The following is a 16,555-nucleotide window of genomic DNA, read 5'->3' on the forward strand; positions in this document are numbered from 1 at the left end:
AAGCTTACCACACTTTGCCCCTGTATAACAGAGGGCCTGGCTCGCGAAAGGCCGCCTGTACAGATCGCTGTGCCGGACGTGAAAAACAGGCGAAATCCTGGTTCGGACTTCGCCTGATGTGAGTTACCCGTTGTTCGAGTCCTTGCGGGTTTCCTGCTTTTCCGCCAGGTCGTGACGGTCCCGACTCGTCGTCTGGTTGCGTGTGCCCTTGTCGGGATTGTTCCGATACTCCTCTACTTCCTGTTGAAACGCTTCATCATAGCCGCGCACAGCCATCACCTCCTGCCCCTATTTTCCCCCTGGCGATCCTTTATTATTTGGCTGAAACTTTTTCCCCACTCATTCGTCTTCTAGTAGGAAACAACGAATTTCATTGGCAGATGGATGTGGAGGATTCATGCAAACCTTATCACGCGCGCGAACGCGCAAGCTAGTAACCCGAAAAAGACCTTGGCGCTGGGTCAAGCGCCTGATACTTGCGTCGGTCTTGACTTGCACCACGCTTGCCCTGCTCGGTATGCTTTTTCTGTTTGGCACGCGAAGCGGCGAGGAGCTGCGCGAGTGGGCGGCGGGCACGCTCCTGACGACGCAGCACGACTACTGGGCACCGTACACGTTTTTGCCGGAAGAAAAGCTCAACGCCTTGAAGCAGCAAATCCGCAACCCGGACGTCATCAACTCCGAGCCGGATGAAACAGCCAGGCCGGAAGAGTCGCCGCAGGAGCAGCCGCTGGTCGAAACGCCGCCGGAAAAGCCGAAGCAACTGATCGAGGTGGAAGAGATCGACGTATCCAAAGGCAGTTACTACTTCAAAGGAAAAATCATGTACATCCGCGACCCGAAACGGGTCCAATTGGTCGTCACCAACCGCAAGGACCGCGGCGATCTGCTCGACGAGTTCGTCAAAAAGACAAACGCCATCGGCATCGTCAACGCGAGCGGCTTCTCGGACCCGGATGGTTACGGAAAAGGCGCCAGAGCGTATGGCCTGGTGATCCACGACGGGAAAATCCTCCAGGGCTACAATCCGAAAAGCGGCGAGACCGCCTTGGGCATCACCTATGAAGGCAAGCTGATTACCGGCAGCTATACGGCCGAGCAGTTGGTGAAAATGGGTGTTCGCGACGCGATGAGCTTCCGCCCGCAACTGATTGTGAACGGCAAAAACCTGTTCAAGGACAAGCCCGCGAAAAGCTGGGGCATCCAGCCGCGCACAGCGATTGGGCAAAAAGCGGACGGCACGATCGTCTTCGTCGTCATCGACGGCCGCCAGCCTGGCCACTCGATCGGCGCGAGCATGAACGACCTGGCGGAATTGCTGGAAGAGCGCGGCATCGTAACCGCCATGGCGATGGACGGCGGCTCCAGCTCGATGATGCTGTACAACGGCGAGGCGATTACGAAAACGTCTTGCCCGTATTACCGCGGACGCTACCTCCCGAACGCCTGGGCGGTGATTTAAAACGAAACAGGCAGCCCACATGAATGTGGCTGCCTGTTTGTGTTTACAGTTTAATCGGCGTTTTCGCTTGCTCCAGACTCCATTTTTCCACATCCCACGTCTGCGTCACCCAATCCTCGTAAAACTCAGGTTCGTGGCAGACGAGCAGGACAGTCCCCTTGAATTCTTTTAACGCACGCTTCAATTCTTCCTTCGCGACGACGTCCAGGTGGTTCGTCGGCTCGTCAAAAACAAGCCAGTTGCTCTCGCGCTGCAAAAGCTTGCAGAGACGCACCTTTGCCTGCTCGCCCCCGGACAAGGCGTTCATGTTGCGGTTGATATGCTCGTTTTTCAGGCCGCAGCGCGCCAACGCTGCGCGTACCTCGTGGTTGTTCATCGAAGGGAACTCGTTCCAGACGTCATCCAGCGCCGTAATCGGCTTCGGCTTGACCTCCTGCTCAAAGTAGGCCGGGTGCAGGAAATCGCCTCGCTCCAGCTTGCCTCCGAGCGGCGGAATGATGCCGAGCAGCGTTTTCAGGAGCGTGGATTTCCCCACCCCGTTCATCCCGACAATCGCTACCTTTTCGCCGCGTTCCAGCTTTACGTTCAGCTTTGGCAGCAGGGGATGGGTATAGCCGATCTCCAAGTCTTCCGCTTCGATGACAAAGCGGCTGCTCGCACGCGCCTCCTTGAAAATGAAGGAAGGCTTCGCCGCTGTCTCCGGCTTGTCGATCCGCTCCATTTTGTCCAGCTGCTTCTGGCGGCTTTTGGCACGGCCTGTCGTGGACGCACGCGCTTTGTTGCGGGCGATGAAGTCCTCCATGCGGGCAATTTCTTCCTGCTGCTTTTCAAACGCGTCAAAGTGCTGGCTGCGCTTCATCTCGGACTGCGCCAGGAACGATTCGTAGTTCCCGGTGTAGCGGTTCAGCTTGGTGAATTCCAGATGGTAAATGACGTTGACGACTTCGTTCATGAACGCCGTGTCGTGGGAAATCAGGATGAAGGCGTACGGATATTCCCGCAGATAGTTTTTCAGCCAGACGATATGCTCTTCGTCCAGGTAGTTCGTCGGCTCATCCAGAAGCAGGACGGTCGGCTGCTCCAAAAGCAGCTTCGCCAGCAGAACCTTTGTGCGCTGTCCACCGGACAAGGACGCGACGTCGCGCTCCAGTCCAATCGCGCTCAGTCCAAGCGCGTTCGCGATCTCCTCCACCTTGGCGTCGATCAGGTAAAACCCGCTCGTCTCCAGCTTATCCTGAATTTCACCCATGCGCTCCAAAAGCTCTTCCAGTTCCTCCGGCGACGCTTCCGCCATTTTTTCGCCAATCGCCATCAGCTCCTGCTCCTGCTCCAAAAGCGGCAGAAACGCCTCCTTGAGCACGTCGCGAATGGTTTTTCCCGATTGCAGCTTCGTGTGCTGGTCGAGGTAGCCGTACTGGATCTTGGGCATCCATTCGATGCGGCCCTTATCCGGAATGAGCTGTCCGGTCAAGATGCCCATCATCGTGGATTTTCCGGTTCCGTTTGCTCCTACGAGACCGACGCGGTCGTTCGGTTGCAGACGAAAGGACACGTCCCGAAACAAAATGCGATCCCCAAAGCCATGGGACAAATCTTCCACAATCAAAACACTCATGCAAACTCTTCCTCCTGTTTCCTCTGTGAGGTCTACAACATCATGCTTTCAAAATAAGACGGCGCATACCGCTGTACATAGGTTTCGCCTGTCAAGATCAACTCGTCCAGTCGCAAGCGCAACTCCTGCAGGCTGATGCCGTGCATCGCCGTATTCAGGATCGTCGCTCTCGCCATCAATCGGAGCGTATTCACCTCGTCTGTCAGCTTGTTGCCGAACATTTTTCCGCTGTGGACGATCTCTGAACGATGATTGTACGATTTTTTTACAAACTGGGCAATTTTTTGCCGCTGGGCATACGACTCTCCAAAATAATACGCCATGCGCAGCCGCAATTTATAGGTGATTTCCCCCTTTTTTCCGTCGGGAGCAAACAGCGACTCCAGCGCAATCCACAAATCGAGCAGCTGGTCCTCGTTGCTTTTTTTCTCCAGCGACAGCGCATAGCGGCGAAAAGCAAGCGACGGCAGCTGGTGGTCCAACAGTCGCATGAAAACGTTTTGGGTAGACGCATCAAACTCGTATTTGCTCCCGTCGAGGGATCGCTTCAAGTACGTAATCCCGCACATATTGCCATTCACGGTCAGGACGTAAGGGATCGAGCATGTCCCATCAATCGCGGACAAGTTCAGTTTGTTCTCGATCTCTTCGATCCACGGGCGGTCATCCGTTACTTTCATTTCCGCATGCTCCGCAACCAAAAACAGGCTGTTGCGGCTGACCCGCGAATCGAAAATACGCTTGTTCTCATCCATTTCGTTTCGCAAATAGCGCGAAGCGATCTCATACGGCTGCTCTGCTCCCGAGATCAGGTAGTAAGCATGAGGCAGCTCGATCCGAACAGGCTGCGTGGTTATGGAATTAAATACGGGCGCAATCAACAGTGGCATTGGCTGCTCCTTTCCCATCCGTCAAAGCGCGATTCTTGTTCCCTGAGTGAAACGGATGGTTTATCAACAGTATCGTGTCTTTCTGCCTTTTTGACAACCTAGTGATTCCTGCTAATCGCAAACACACTTCCTTTTAGAATACCAGCAATTCCTATGGTTCGTCACCATCGGATTGCGGCAAACTACGAAAAAAGGAGATGATTGGATGGAACAGGATTATAGGCAGGACGAAAATCCGCACCAAGCTTACAATAACGTGGCAAAGCCTGAGGCGCAAACCGGCGAGCCACTGGCCGGCTCCAAAAAAGTGAAGCAAAAAAATCATTCCCGCTCCATCAAAACGCGGGAAGGGTAAGCTTTAGCCAAACAAAGCCCAAACGGCTCCATCCGTTCGGGCTTTCCTTTTTCTTACAATAAAACGATTGAATTGTCCCACAAGGATGATCTATGATGGATGCAGTATCCATAATGGAGGTTTAGCCCACTATGATGACCATTCCACTTCCGGGCCATGGCCCGCTTTCGAACGCGATCAGCTACAGTGTTTCCCCTTTGTACGAGCTGGCTGCCAGCCTGCACACGCTCGCCCAGCCTTCGCCCCCTGAACGCTTCTTTTCATGGTCAGAAGATCAGCTGGAACAATTTGAATCCGCGCGCCTGACGCAGGAATGGGCGTATTTGCTCCCGCTCTTTCGCTACGGCATCCCCGACACCTTCGATCCTGTTCAGACAAAAGGAGTGATGGGCGTGGACGAGCAATACGAATACTTTGTGATGCTGCCCACCGAGCAATTTGTCCGCAGCGTGACTCCGATGCTTGACCACTGGATGCAGCAGCACGCCATCCCGCAAGTGTATTTGGATATGCAAGAGGATTCCGATTATGTAAAAGGCCGTTTCAGCCTGTTTGTTTCGTCTTACTGGCAACTGTATTTTGAAGAGAACTGGGAGAGCATCGCCCCGCAGTTTGTGAAGGAGGCCGAGCGCATTTACGCCTCGGTGCAAACCATGCCTGCCTTGCTCTCCTACCTGCAATCGATCTGTTCCGCCTTCTCTCTCGATGAAGAGAATCGCCGTCTCACGTGTCCGTACGACGGCCCGGACGATCATGCCGAGCAGTTAATCCTCTACCCCAGCTATTATTATGCCCAGGAGCCTTGTCTCAGCAAAAAGGGTGCCCATGCCCACCTGCTGTACTCCTTCTCCTGAGCGTTCCCACTAAAAAACGCCCTTGGGTCAGGAAGGGCGTTTTTGATGCAACATATGCGCAACGATCAGTTTATCCAATTGTTGACTTATCTTCACGATTTCTGGGTCAAGAAAATTGTAACCTGCTTCTTTGGCTGCACGTTCCAGCTTTTGGCGCAAGTCATCAATCATCTTACTTGTAGTTTCCATGCTGCCAAGCCTCCACCCACGTCAGTCTCCCACTATTTTACATTATATAAGAACAGGTGGAAAGGGTAAGATGTGGAAGAAAAAAGCCTTGTAACCACAAAGGTACAAGGCTTTTTTCACAAGGGCAGCTGTTATTTCATCACGTGGATCGGACGACCCAGTGCCAGTTCAGCCGCTTCCATCGTCACTTCACCCAATGTCGGGTGAGCGTGGATGGTCAGCTCGATATCCTCAAGCGTAGCGCCCATTTCGATCGCCAGTCCGATTTCCGCGATGATGTTGGAAGCTTCCGGACCCACGATTTGCGCCCCCAGGACGAGGTTGGAGCCTTTTTCCGCAATCAGCTTCACGTAGCCTTCGCCTGCATTGACAGACAGAGCGCGGCCGTTTGCTGCGAACGGGAAGCGTCCTACCACATAATCGATCCCTTTTTCTTTTGCTTCTCTTTCGTTGATGCCTACGCTTGCGATTTCCGGATCGCAGAAAACAACCGCCGGAATCGCTTTGTAGTCCACCTCTGCCGGATGTCCGGCAATCGCTTCGGCAGCCACTTTTCCTTCGTAGGAAGCTTTGTGTGCCAGCGCAGGACCTGCCACGATATCCCCGATCGCGTACACGTTAGGAATGTTCGTGCGGCCTTGTTTGTCAACCACGATCAGACCGCGGTCGGTCACGTTCATGCCGATATCGCGAACGCCCAGCTCATCGGTGTTCGGACGGCGTCCAACGGTGACGAGCACGTATTCTGCCTCGATTTGTTGCGCCTCGCCTTTGACTTCGGCTTTCACAATCACGCCGTTTTCTGTCTCTTCCATTCCTTGCGCCAGCGCTTTGGTATGGATGGTCACGCCCAGCTTTTTCAGCTTGCGCTCCACGAGACGCGGCATATCCGGCTCGAAGCCAGGCAGAATTTGATCGGAGCCTTCGAGAATCGTCACTTTGGTGCCGAATTTCGCGAACACCGTACCCAGCTCGATTCCGATGTAACCGCCGCCGATGACAACCAGGCTCTTCGGCAGCTCGGTCAACGACAGCGCCTCTGTCGAGGACAGAACGCGCTTGCCGAATGGGAACGCCGGCAGCTCGATTGGACGGGACCCCGTCGCGATGATGCAATGCTGGAAGCGATAGCGGTTCACGTCATAGCCGTTGAAGACGCGCACTTCGTTTTCGCTGACGAACAGGGCTTCGCCTGGAATTACCTGGATTTTGTTTCCTTTGAACAGGGAAGCAACGCCACCTGTCAATTGCTTCACGATGCCGCTTTTCCATTCCTGGACTTTGGCGAAATCAACCTTGACGTTTTCCATGGTAATTCCCATGGATTCGGTATGTTGCGCATGCTCATACGTGTGTGCAGCATGGATCATCGCTTTGGAAGGGATGCAGCCTACGTTCAGGCACACGCCGCCCAGCTCCGCTTTTTCCACAACCGCTACGTTTTTTCCCAGTTGGGCGGCGCGAATCGCCGCCACATAGCCACCTGGACCCGCACCGATCACGAGCACATCAACTTCTGTCGTAAATTCACCTACTACCATTGTGTCTTATCCCTCCATGACGAGCAGCGTCGGATTTTCCAAAAGCTGCTTCACGTAGTTGACGAAACGCTGTGCAGGTTCGCCATCAACCAAGCGGTGGTCAAAGCTCAAGGACAGATGCAGCATTTGGGCAACCACGATCTCGCCGTTTTTCACCACTGGTTTTTCGCTGATGCGGCCTACGCCCAAGATCGCTACTTCCGGGTAGTTGATGATCGGCGTAAAGAACATGCCGCCGGCGGAACCGATGTTGGTGATGCTGAAGGTCGAGCCTTTCAGCTCATCGGCACTCGCTTTGCGCTCGCGGGATTTTTTCGCCAGTTCGCTGATCTCGCCAGCGATTTGGAAGATCGACTTGCTGTCGGCTGCTTTGACGACAGGAACGAGCAGGCCGTCTTCGGTCGAAGTGGCAATCCCGATGTTGTAATACTTCTTGTACACAATCTCTTGTTTTTCATCATCAATGGACGCATTCAGCTCTGGGAACTTTTTCAGACCCGCTACGACTGCCTTGACGATCATTGGCAGGTAGGTCAGCTTCACGCCGCGCTCTTCTGCGAGCGGCTTCGCGTTTTTGCGCATCGCCACCAGTTCGGTTACGTCCACTTCGTCGAAGATCGTAACGTGTGGCGCCGTGTAAGCGGATTTCACCATTGCTTTGGCAATCGCTTTGCGGATGCCTTTCAGCGGAACGCGCTCTTCCAGTTCGCCCGCTTGCGCACTGTAGTGAACGGTTGGCGCAGAAGCTGCTTGCGCTACGCCTGTTGGCGCCGCTTCTGCTGCCGGAGCCGCTGTTTCCACTGCTTGTGCAGCTGGAGCAGAGGCAACAGCACCGCCAGCTAGGAAGCGATCTACGTCTTCGCGAGTAATGCGACCCAGTTTGCCAGTACCAGGTACCAGTGTCAGCTGAACGCCTTTTTCACGCGCGTATTTGCGCACGGAAGGAGTAGCCAGCACGTGCTTGCGGTCAATTGGAGCCGCAACCGCTGTGGCTGTCGCTTGCGCCATTGGCGTTTCCAGCGCTTGGTTTGCGTTCGCGCTCACTTGGGAGCCGATATCGCAGCCTGGTTCCATTTTGTCAGTTGCCGGTGCTGGCGCAGCGGCAGTATCGCCGTGACCGTGGTCTGGCAGGTTTGGAACTTCGCCCTCGACCTCGAACTCGATCAGAGGATCGCCCACAACCGAAACCGTGCCCTCTGTCACTTTCAGTTCGACGACTTTTCCTTTTACAGGCGATGGAACTTCTACTACCGCCTTGTCATTTTGCACTTCCATAATGACTTGGTCTTCTTCTACGGAATCTCCGGGCTGTACGTGCCATTTGACGATTTCGCCTTCATGGATACCTTCGCCGAGCTCCGGGAGTCTGAATGTAAAACGACTCACAGTATCTCCTCCTTTTGAACACTACGCTTCAATGAACAGCCTGCAAATTTCGGAAAGAAGGCGGAAAGCTTTCCACTTTTCCGCCATTATGCTTGTTTTTCGATTAATAATCGAGCACTTGCGTGAGTCCGTCTACCACGCGTTTCACGTCAGGCAGCCAGATGTCCTCTGCTTGTGCAAACGGATAGACTGTATCCGGCGCAGTGATACGCAGCACAGGCGCTTCGAGGTGGAGAATGGCGCGCTCGTTGATTTGCGCGATGATTTCCGCAGCAACGCCGGAAGTTTTTTGCGCTTCCTGCACGACAATCGCCCGGTTGGTTTTCTTCACGGAAGCGACGATGGTGTCGATGTCCAGCGGACTGATGGTGCGCAGGTCGATAACCTCTACCTTCGCGCCACGCGCCTTTTCGATCTCTTCGGCTGCTTTCAGGCTGGTATGCACCATGGCACCATAGGTGATGATGGTAACATCGCTGCCTTCTTTTACCACGTTCGCTTTCCCCAGCGGAATGGTGTACTCGCCCTCCGGCACTTCTTGACGGAAGGAACGGTACAGCTTCATGTGCTCCAGGAACACGACCGGATCGTTGTCGCGAATCGCGGAGATCAGCAGACCTTTTGCATCGTACGGGTTGGAAGGGATGACCACTTTCAGACCCGGCGTTTGCAGCATCAACCCTTCGAGAGAGTCAGCGTGCAACTCAGGTGTTTTCACGCCGCCGCCAAACGGGGAGCGGAAAGTAACCGGGCTGGAGAAACGGCCTCCGGAACGGTAACGCATACGAGTCGCTTGCGAAGCGATCGCATCGAATGTTTCAAAGACGAAGCCAAAAAACTGAATTTCCGCTACAGGACGGAAGCCGTTGATAGACAAGCCTACAGCCAGTCCACCGATTCCGGACTCAGCGAGCGGCGTATCGAATACACGCTGCTCGCCGAATTCAGCTTGCAAACCTTCTGTCGCACGGAATACCCCACCGTTTTTCCCTACGTCTTCCCCGAAGACAAGTACGGTTTCATCGCGCTTCAATTCTACGCGCATTGCATCCGTAATGGCTTGAACCATTGTCATTTGTGCCATGGCTTACTTCGACTCCTTCGCCAGGAATTCTGCCTTTTGCTCTTCGAGTGCAGGCGGCAGTGTCTCAAACATTACATCGATCAGTTCCGTTACTTTCATTTTCGGCGTTTCGTCCGCTTTTTTGATCGCGTCCGCAACCGCTGCTTTTGCTTCTTCAATCACAGCTTCCTCGTCTTTTTCGCTCCAGAGGCCTTTGCCTTCCAGGAATTTGCGGAAACGGATCAGCGGATCGCGCAGCTCCCACTCGCTTTGCTCTTCGCCTGTGCGGTAACGGGTTGGGTCGTCACCGGCCATGGTGTGCGGACCATAACGGTAGGTCAGCGCCTCGATCAGCGTCGCTCCTTCGCCGTTCACGCCGCGCTCTTTCGCTTTTTTCACTGCGTAGTAAACAGCGAGAATGTCCATACCGTCCACGCGCTCGCTGGCGATACCGGCAGCCACAGCTTTTACTGCGATATTTTCGGAAGCCGTTTGCTTTTCGAACGGCAGAGAGATCGCATATCCGTTATTTTGGGAGAAGAAAATCACAGGCAGCTTATAAACGCCCGCAAAGTTCATGCCCTCGTAGAAGTCACCCTGGGAGGTTGCTCCGTCACCAAAGTAGTTGATGGCCACGCGTTTTTCACCGCGCAGCTTGTAGCCCATCGCAACACCTGCTGCTTGTGTACATTGCGCCGCGATGATGATCTGTGGCATCAATACGTTTACGCCTTCCGGAATCCGTCCACCCTCGATGTGTCCGCGGGAGTAGAGGAAAGCCTGGTGCAGCGGGAATCCGTGCCATACCATTTGCGGAATGTCGCGGTAGCTTGGCAGGATGAAGTCTTCTTTGGAAAGCGCTGCCTCGGAGCCGATCATGCTTGCTTCTTGACCAGCTACAGGCGCATAAAAGCCGAGGCGGCCTTGACGGTTCAGGCTGATGGCGCGTTGGTCCCACACGCGGGTAAAGACCATTCTGCGCATCAGTTCACGCAACTCGTCATCGGAGAGCTCAGGCATCAAGTCAGGACGAACAACCGTACCGTCCGGTGCAAGAATTTGCAGCGGGGCGTTGTTCTCTGTTTGTTCAACAGCAGTGGTTACGCTCATCTCATTCACCTCTTCACTAGAATAAAGGGCTTCCTTCCCGCTGTTCGTCCTGCCGCATTCATCGAGCCGTTGCTCCATGGATGGCGGCGAGTGCGAATCTTGTCGGAAATGTCCCCCATAATGGAAAAAGCAGAAGAAAAGTTGTCTCGTGCAAGAAAGGGCTTACAGCGCCGTCTGCACCACCCTGTTATACTGCAGACAAATTGTCTGTTTAATGTGTTATAGTATTGATACTACAGGGTTTATTTCCTCTCTGTTATCATTTACTATAAAAGCTGTATCAGTTTTTTTCAAGGCTTAGTTTTACATTTGAGCAAACAGGAGTGTAAATCGATGTCGGAATATGTAAAACGAACGATCGTCAAGGAAGAAGTGCCCAGCCTTCATGTGGACACTCCCCGCTCGGTCAAAGTTTACCTCCCGCCGGGCTACAACGAACTTCTGTCCTACCCTGTCGTGTACTGCCAGGACGGGAACGACTTTTTTACGATGGGCCGAATCGCTACTATCGCCAACCAGCTGATTCTGGAGGAAGGCATCGAGCCGTTTCTCGTCGTCGGCGTCTCGGTTGACCGGAGCAAGCGGACGAGCGAATATTCCCCTGTCGGCGAAAGAAACGCAGCGTACAAACGCTTTTTTTGCGAAGAGCTGCTGCCCTACATCGAGGATCGTTATCCCGTAAGACGCGACAAATCGTCCCGCGTGCTCGCAGGCGATTCGCTCGGCGGAACCGTAGCGCTGCACCTCGCCCTGGACCATCCCGAGCTGTTCTCGCAGGTACTTGCGCTCTCGGGAGCTTTTTTCCAGCCGACGCTCGATGCCCTCCAAAGCCGCGAGAGCCTGTCCTGGCTTCGCATCTGGATGGTCGTGGGGCTGGAGGAAACAGCGGTGGAGACGCACATCGGGACGTTTGACTTTGTCGACTGGAACCGGAAAGCCAAAAAGCTGCTCGACGCCAAACAGGCACACCTGTCCTATTCCGAGAAGCCGGGCAACCACGTCTGGGGCTTGTGGCAAAAAGAGCTTCCGGATGCCTTGCGCTTCTTTTTCCCGCCGCCGCGTCTGTAGCGTATGCTTCCGGCGATGGCGTCTTCGGCTTCGGCTACAGCGAGCCGTTGATTTCCTGGATCTCCTCGTAACCGTAGTAATGGCCATCTACCAGATAAATACCTTGGTGGGTGGCTTTTTCAATTTCTCCTGCTACCTGCTGCGTATTGTGAAGCACGATGTTGACAATCTTGCTCTCGTCGCGCTTCATCTGGTTTTGCAGGCGCTCACGCTCTTTGGCCGATATCATGTTTATCCCTCTTTTCCCATAAGCGTCTACGAGTCAATGGGTATAGTATTGCTTCGCGAGTGAGGAAATACACGCAAGGGAGAGAGAAAAACCCCGTCATGCCGGAAGAGCCACTCCTGGACACACGGGGGATGTCTTTACGTTTGTCGGCAGAAACGTCGGGACATGCGTTGGCGGGAAAACGGCCTTTTCGTCGCCATGGGAACTTCGGAGACGGGACGAGCGCACACTTGCCCTCGTCTACGGATATCACGATCCCGAAACCCGTGTGGCTCCCAGCAGTTCCTCCACTACCTCCAGCACTTTGTCGACGCTGTGCGAATCAATGTGACGGTGGGTCGTAAAGCGGATCACGTATTCGTCGAAATCGACCGCCAGCACCCCTCTGTCTGCAAGGCGCTTCAGGAAAGCAACTGCCGTCTCCCGAATCGAGTCGGTCCTGACCAGCACGATGTTTGTCTCGACAGGCTCCACGGCAAGCGACAGCTTGCGCAAGCCTTCGGCGAGCTGCTGCGCCCGCTCGTGATCCTCTTTTAGCCGCTCGGTCATCTCGGTCAGAGCGATGATTCCCGGCGCAGCCAAATAGCCCGCCTGCCGCAAGCCTCCGCCGAGCTTCTTTCGCCACCATCTCGCTTCTTCGATAAAAGCGCGATCCCCAGCCAAAATGGAGCCTACTGGCGCACTCAGTCCTTTGGACAAACAAACCTGAACGGTGTCGGCATACTGGCAGAGCGCAGAAACGTCGACTCCCTGGGCCACCGCTGCATTGAACAGTCTCGCTCCGTCCAGATGGACAGGAATCCCGTGCTTTTGCGCTACCTCGTAGACGCCCTTCATCTGCTCGACCGTGATGACAGCGCCTCCAGCCCGGTTATGCGTATTTTCCAGACAGATCAATCTGGTTCGCGGAAAATGAATGTTGTTGCCCCGTATCGCCTTTTCCACGTCTTGCGGGCGCAGGGCGCCGCGTTCTCCCGCGAGTGTCCGGGTCTGCACGCCAGCCAAAGCCGACATCGCTCCCGCTTCGTAGTAAAAAATATGGGAATCGGCTTCCGCGATCACCTCGTCCCCGTTGACGCAATGGGTCAGCACGGCGACCTGGTTGCCCTGCGTCCCGCTGGTGACAAACAATGCCGCTTCCTTCCCGAGTCTTTCCGCGGCAATCTGTTCCAGCCGGTTTACTGTCGGGTCTTCGCGATAAACGTCATCTCCCACCTCGGCTTCTGCCATCGCGCGAAGCATCGCTTCTGTCGGTTTGGTGACGGTATCGCTGCGCAAATCGATTTTCATTCAAGCTTCCCCTTCCGCCTGTTCGTCTAGCAACTCTATTCGTTCGAACACTTTCCACATTGCATGTGCGATTCCCTCTTTGCTAAGATGAAGAAGAAACCCACTTACATACAGTTAGGAGACTGGACCGATGAAAGTAAAGATTACTCGCAATGCAGCCAAGCAGCTGACCACAATCATGGAACAGGAAGAAGACAAAGACCTGAAGCTGCGTGTCTATATTACTCATGCGCACGGCGATCATGCCCACTACGGCCTGGCGCTGGACAAACCGACCGAAGAAGATGAAGTAGTCTCCACTGACAAGGAAATCGACGTTGTCGTGAAAAAAGACGAGCCGCTTCTGGACGGCATCATCGTCGATTACCTGTACCTGCCGCAAGAAGGCTTCGTCATTACCAACCCGTCCAAAGGAAACACAGGCGACCATTAATCGTCGCGTAGCTGTTACAAAAATCCCCTCTGCTGTCCGTTCAGCCAGAGGGGATTTTTGCGAGCTGCTAGAGCTAGAGGCACGCCTTCGTGTACAGCTCGGGCGAAAGCTCCGCCAACAGCGGGGCCTGCTCGCCCGACATCTGCATCAGCACGAGACGGTGCACGGGCCTGGTCATCGCCACATACAGCAGCTTCGCGTCCCATTCGTTGTTTTGATACGCATCCACATCGACCACAATGACCGCGTCAAACTGCAAGCCTTTCGTCAAATAAGCCGGCATGACGATGACGCCGCCGGGGAACTCGTTGTCCTTGCTGCCAAGCAGCGTCAAATCGGGGACACTCTCCAAAAGCGCTTTGTGCGCCTTCTTGCTCGCCTGAATCGTTTTCGTGACGATCGCAATCGTCTGCAAGCCTTCCCTTTGCCAAGCGGCAACCCGTACGCTGACATCCGCCCACAGCTTGGCGCGCGAATCAGCCTCGACCATGACCGGCTTTTCGCCATGGCGCAAGACGGGCTTCGCCAAGACTGATTCCGGCAGCTCAATCCGGCGTAGCACTTCGTTGGCGCACAGCATAATCTCAACCGTCGAGCGATAGCTTTGCGCCAGCGTATAATACGCCGGATGCATCTGCGCGAAAATCCCCTTCGTCAGTTCTTCCCAAGCGTGAATGCCGCGATAGCTGTGAATCCCCTGGGCAATATCGCCGACAATCGTCAGCGATTGGCGTTTCGTCGCGAGCGCAATCACAGCAATCTCCAACGCGCTCAAGTCTTGCGCTTCATCCACGACCGTGTGGTCAAAATGCTCGGCCTTGTTCATTCCTTCGATAATATGCTGCAAGTACAAAAGCGGCGCGATATCCTCCGCCTCCAGCCGCTCCTGGGCAAACAGCGCCGCCGAAGACTGGCTCACATCCCGGACCACCTCGTCTGCTATGTCCGCAGGGGTGAGCTTGCGCAAAAGCTCCTCATCCGCAATCAGCTCGCGGTACGAGGTGAAAATATCCAACTGCGGGAAGGAGGCGAGATACGTATCCAGAATGTGCTCCAGCATTTTCTCAAACTTCGCCAGCCCTTGCTTGTCGAGGTCGACTTTTCGCTCGCGCAAATGCGAAAACAGCTGCTTGTTCATCTCCTGCTTCACATGTTTGCGCAGCGCATCGACCCGCCGCTGATACGGCAAGGACCCGAATTGCTCCAGAAAAAGCTGCCGAATCGTCTCTCCCGGGATCGTGAAGACCTGATTCGTCTTGTTGTACAGAAAACGCAGATTCTTGAACGGGATTCTCGTCTCGATCACGTAGCGTATGTACGTTTCCATGGCTTCCCGGCAGGCCAGCGACCCTTTGAAGCGGAGGCGGTTCCGGGTGATTTCCTGCTCCCGCTCGTCCTGCCCTTCTTCGAAAAACAGTTGCAGCGGTTTGTCCGGGCTTACGATCCGCCAGCCTTTGGGCATAAGCGGCTTCACGAGTCGCGCCGCCCAGTCCACAAACGTCGATTGCTGAACATCGTCGACGCCAAGCTCGGGAAGCACCTCTGCTATGTAAGTCAGAAACATCCGGTTCGGAGCGAACACCATGAATTTTTTCGACATCATCGTATCCTGGTAGTTGTAGATCAGGTACGACAGCCGATGCAGCGCAATCGTCGTCTTTCCGCTGCCTGCAACCCCCTGCACGACGATCGGCCGATCTTTTTCCGCCCGGATGATGTCATTTTGCTCCGACTGGATCGTCGCGACAATATCTTTCAAACGGCTGTCATTCGTCAGATTCAGGTTGGCGTTCAAAAATTCGTCAATGAAGCCCTCCTGTAAAAACTCGTCCGGGTGACCCATCTCGCGGTTGATCGTCTCTTTGACGGCCCCGTCGTAGATGCCGACGATTTTTCCGTCCTCAATCGCGAAGTTGCGCTTCAATCGCACCTCGCCACGCACGATCTCGCGCCCCATCCGGTAAAAGGCGTCCTTGCTCTCTCCGGAGTAATACAGGCTGGCAATGGGCGCCCGCCAATCCACAACGATCGAATCGAATGTATCACTGCGGACAATTCCTCGTTTTCCGATGTACACCTGATCCAGCTCGTACACCTCGTCCTTGAGAAAATCGACGCGGCCGAAGTACGGCTTGTCGCGGCCGTGATCTTCCAGATAGCGCAAATCTTTTGCCTTCGCCGCGTTCACGACCTGTTTCACGTAATCATCTGTCGCTTCCCGAATCTCTTCGCGCAGTCGAGTAATCTCTCCGTCGATCAAGGCAATCGTTTCATCCAGCTTGTTCTGTTCTGCTTCGTAATCGCGGTGTTGGGTACTCACACCCATCCCCCCTCTCATCGTTCATTCCCGTGCTTCTTTGTGGTTGTCGCTAGGATACCTGCCGGGCGAGCCAGATTCCCGCCGCACAAGACAGCAGACCCACTCCGATACTGAGCAGGACATAAGCGAGCCCGCGCAGCCACTCTCCCTCTCCCCAGAAGGACACGACTTCCAGCGAGAACGTGGAAAACGTCGTGAATCCGCCCATCACGCCCGTCGTGAACAAAAGATACAGCTCAGGGGAAAAGCTTCCCTGCTCCTTGCCGAACACAAACAAAACACCGATGGCAAACGAGCCGATGACGTTGGCCAGCCACGTGCCTACAGGCCAGCCCGGCAGGTTGGCAACCAGCGCCAACCCATAGCGAAGCAGCGAACCGACTGCCCCGCCAACAGCTACAGCTACCCATGCCAATGGCTTCTCCCTCCTCATTTGCGAGACTGGCAGACCGTCCCAAGGAATAATAAAGACACCCGAGCGTCAAGCAAGGATGTCTGTCTGGTCAATACAAGTAACTTTAGTGCTTGGGACGATTTTCCTCAAGGTCTTCCACATAGCGGATGGAATCCAGATTCGCTCGAAGCGATGTTTTGACCGCTTCGATGTACTTTTGGCGCAGAGCCTTCTGCTCCTGCTTTTCCTCTTCGGTCAAGCCGATCTCGCGAGATTTCTTGACCAGCTCGTTGATTCGTTTAATTTCCGCGTCAGATACCACGTTCCGGCTCCTCCCACTCTGTAGTAATGCCGCT

Annotated in this window: 18 protein-coding genes; 5 read left to right on the top strand and 13 right to left on the bottom strand. The window is 54.6% G+C overall.

The annotated features are described in order from the left end of the window. Nucleotides 1-123 precede the first annotated feature (123 nt). The gene (locus tag ACTHO6_RS10705; protein WP_165328990.1) at nt 124-270 is read right to left on the bottom strand and encodes a hypothetical protein; all 147 of its coding nucleotides are present in this window, start codon (nt 268-270) and stop codon (nt 124-126) included. Between the two features lie 127 nt (nt 271-397). Between ACTHO6_RS10705 and ACTHO6_RS10710 the strand changes: the two genes are divergently transcribed. Beyond that, complete coding sequence (locus ACTHO6_RS10710; RefSeq protein ID WP_440241528.1) at nt 398-1,462, top strand: phosphodiester glycosidase family protein; 1,065 nt, start codon at nt 398-400, stop codon at nt 1,460-1,462. A 43-nt stretch (nt 1,463-1,505) separates the two neighbouring features. On the opposite strand, the gene ACTHO6_RS10715 is transcribed toward ACTHO6_RS10710, so the two are convergent. Further along, entirely contained in the window at nt 1,506-3,077 is a 1,572-nt protein-coding gene (locus ACTHO6_RS10715; RefSeq protein WP_440241529.1) for an ABC-F family ATP-binding cassette domain-containing protein, read from the bottom strand. A 32-nt stretch (nt 3,078-3,109) separates the two neighbouring features. Next, entirely contained in the window at nt 3,110-3,967 is an 858-nt protein-coding gene (locus ACTHO6_RS10720) for a hypothetical protein (protein WP_440241530.1), read from the bottom strand. Nucleotides 3,968-4,172: 205 nt separating this feature from the next. Between ACTHO6_RS10720 and ACTHO6_RS10725 the strand changes: the two genes are divergently transcribed. Further along, nucleotides 4,173-4,322 (top strand): small acid-soluble spore protein P, encoded by a 150-nt coding sequence (locus tag ACTHO6_RS10725; RefSeq protein ID WP_440241532.1) that lies wholly within the window; start codon nt 4,173-4,175, stop codon nt 4,320-4,322. A 131-nt stretch (nt 4,323-4,453) separates the two neighbouring features. Next, nucleotides 4,454-5,176 (top strand): hypothetical protein, encoded by a 723-nt coding sequence (locus ACTHO6_RS10730; protein WP_440241533.1) that lies wholly within the window; start codon nt 4,454-4,456, stop codon nt 5,174-5,176. A gap of 27 nt (nt 5,177-5,203) precedes the next feature. On the opposite strand, the gene ACTHO6_RS10735 is transcribed toward ACTHO6_RS10730, so the two are convergent. The 5 genes from ACTHO6_RS10735 to pdhA form a co-directional block, all read right to left on the bottom strand. Next, nucleotides 5,204-5,365, bottom strand: coding sequence for a Spo0E family sporulation regulatory protein-aspartic acid phosphatase (locus tag ACTHO6_RS10735; RefSeq protein ID WP_440241534.1), 162 nt, complete (start codon nt 5,363-5,365; stop codon nt 5,204-5,206). Between the two features lie 131 nt (nt 5,366-5,496). After that, nucleotides 5,497-6,906 carry a dihydrolipoyl dehydrogenase gene (gene lpdA, locus ACTHO6_RS10740; RefSeq protein WP_440241535.1) on the bottom strand — a complete coding sequence of 470 codons (1,410 nt, stop codon included), beginning with the start codon at nt 6,904-6,906 and terminating at the stop codon, nt 5,497-5,499. 6 nt (nt 6,907-6,912) lie between these two features. Continuing rightward, nucleotides 6,913-8,292 (bottom strand): dihydrolipoamide acetyltransferase family protein, encoded by a 1,380-nt coding sequence (locus ACTHO6_RS10745; protein ID WP_440241536.1) that lies wholly within the window; start codon nt 8,290-8,292, stop codon nt 6,913-6,915. A 103-nt stretch (nt 8,293-8,395) separates the two neighbouring features. After that, the gene (locus tag ACTHO6_RS10750; RefSeq protein ID WP_440241537.1) at nt 8,396-9,376 is read right to left on the bottom strand and encodes an alpha-ketoacid dehydrogenase subunit beta; all 981 of its coding nucleotides are present in this window, start codon (nt 9,374-9,376) and stop codon (nt 8,396-8,398) included. 3 nt (nt 9,377-9,379) lie between these two features. Then, complete coding sequence (gene pdhA / locus ACTHO6_RS10755; protein WP_440241538.1) at nt 9,380-10,465, bottom strand: pyruvate dehydrogenase (acetyl-transferring) E1 component subunit alpha; 1,086 nt, start codon at nt 10,463-10,465, stop codon at nt 9,380-9,382. 333 nt (nt 10,466-10,798) lie between these two features. Between pdhA and ACTHO6_RS10760 the strand changes: the two genes are divergently transcribed. Next, nucleotides 10,799-11,533 (top strand): alpha/beta hydrolase, encoded by a 735-nt coding sequence (locus ACTHO6_RS10760; RefSeq protein ID WP_440241540.1) that lies wholly within the window; start codon nt 10,799-10,801, stop codon nt 11,531-11,533. A 34-nt stretch (nt 11,534-11,567) separates the two neighbouring features. On the opposite strand, the gene ACTHO6_RS10765 is transcribed toward ACTHO6_RS10760, so the two are convergent. Both ACTHO6_RS10765 and ltaE read right to left on the bottom strand, forming a co-directional pair. After that, nucleotides 11,568-11,762, bottom strand: a complete 195-nt coding sequence (locus tag ACTHO6_RS10765) for a hypothetical protein (RefSeq protein ID WP_440241541.1) — start codon at nt 11,760-11,762, stop codon at nt 11,568-11,570. Between the two features lie 249 nt (nt 11,763-12,011). Beyond that, the gene (ltaE, locus tag ACTHO6_RS10770; protein ID WP_440241542.1) at nt 12,012-13,052 is read right to left on the bottom strand and encodes a low-specificity L-threonine aldolase; all 1,041 of its coding nucleotides are present in this window, start codon (nt 13,050-13,052) and stop codon (nt 12,012-12,014) included. 130 nt (nt 13,053-13,182) lie between these two features. Here ltaE and ACTHO6_RS10775 point away from each other — a divergent pair, with 130 nt between their 5' ends. Continuing rightward, nucleotides 13,183-13,485, top strand: a complete 303-nt coding sequence (locus ACTHO6_RS10775) for a HesB/IscA family protein (RefSeq protein ID WP_005835790.1) — start codon at nt 13,183-13,185, stop codon at nt 13,483-13,485. A 73-nt stretch (nt 13,486-13,558) separates the two neighbouring features. On the opposite strand, the gene ACTHO6_RS10780 is transcribed toward ACTHO6_RS10775, so the two are convergent. From ACTHO6_RS10780 to ACTHO6_RS10790, 3 genes are all read right to left on the bottom strand, one after another. After that, a complete protein-coding gene (locus ACTHO6_RS10780) occupies nt 13,559-15,805 on the bottom strand; it encodes a HelD family protein (RefSeq protein WP_440241543.1) in 2,247 nt (748 codons plus the stop codon). Nucleotides 15,806-15,854: 49 nt separating this feature from the next. Continuing rightward, nucleotides 15,855-16,220 carry a fluoride efflux transporter CrcB gene (gene crcB / locus ACTHO6_RS10785; RefSeq protein WP_440241544.1) on the bottom strand — a complete coding sequence of 122 codons (366 nt, stop codon included), beginning with the start codon at nt 16,218-16,220 and terminating at the stop codon, nt 15,855-15,857. A 103-nt stretch (nt 16,221-16,323) separates the two neighbouring features. Further along, nucleotides 16,324-16,521: a DUF896 domain-containing protein gene (locus tag ACTHO6_RS10790; protein ID WP_440241545.1), complete on the bottom strand. Its 198-nt coding sequence runs from the start codon at nt 16,519-16,521 to the stop codon at nt 16,324-16,326. Nucleotides 16,522-16,555 lie beyond the last annotated feature (34 nt).

Source organism: Brevibacillus sp. SAFN-007a, from assembly GCF_051967035.1.
In the GTDB taxonomy this organism is placed as follows: Bacteria; Bacillota; Bacilli; order Brevibacillales; family Brevibacillaceae; genus Brevibacillus.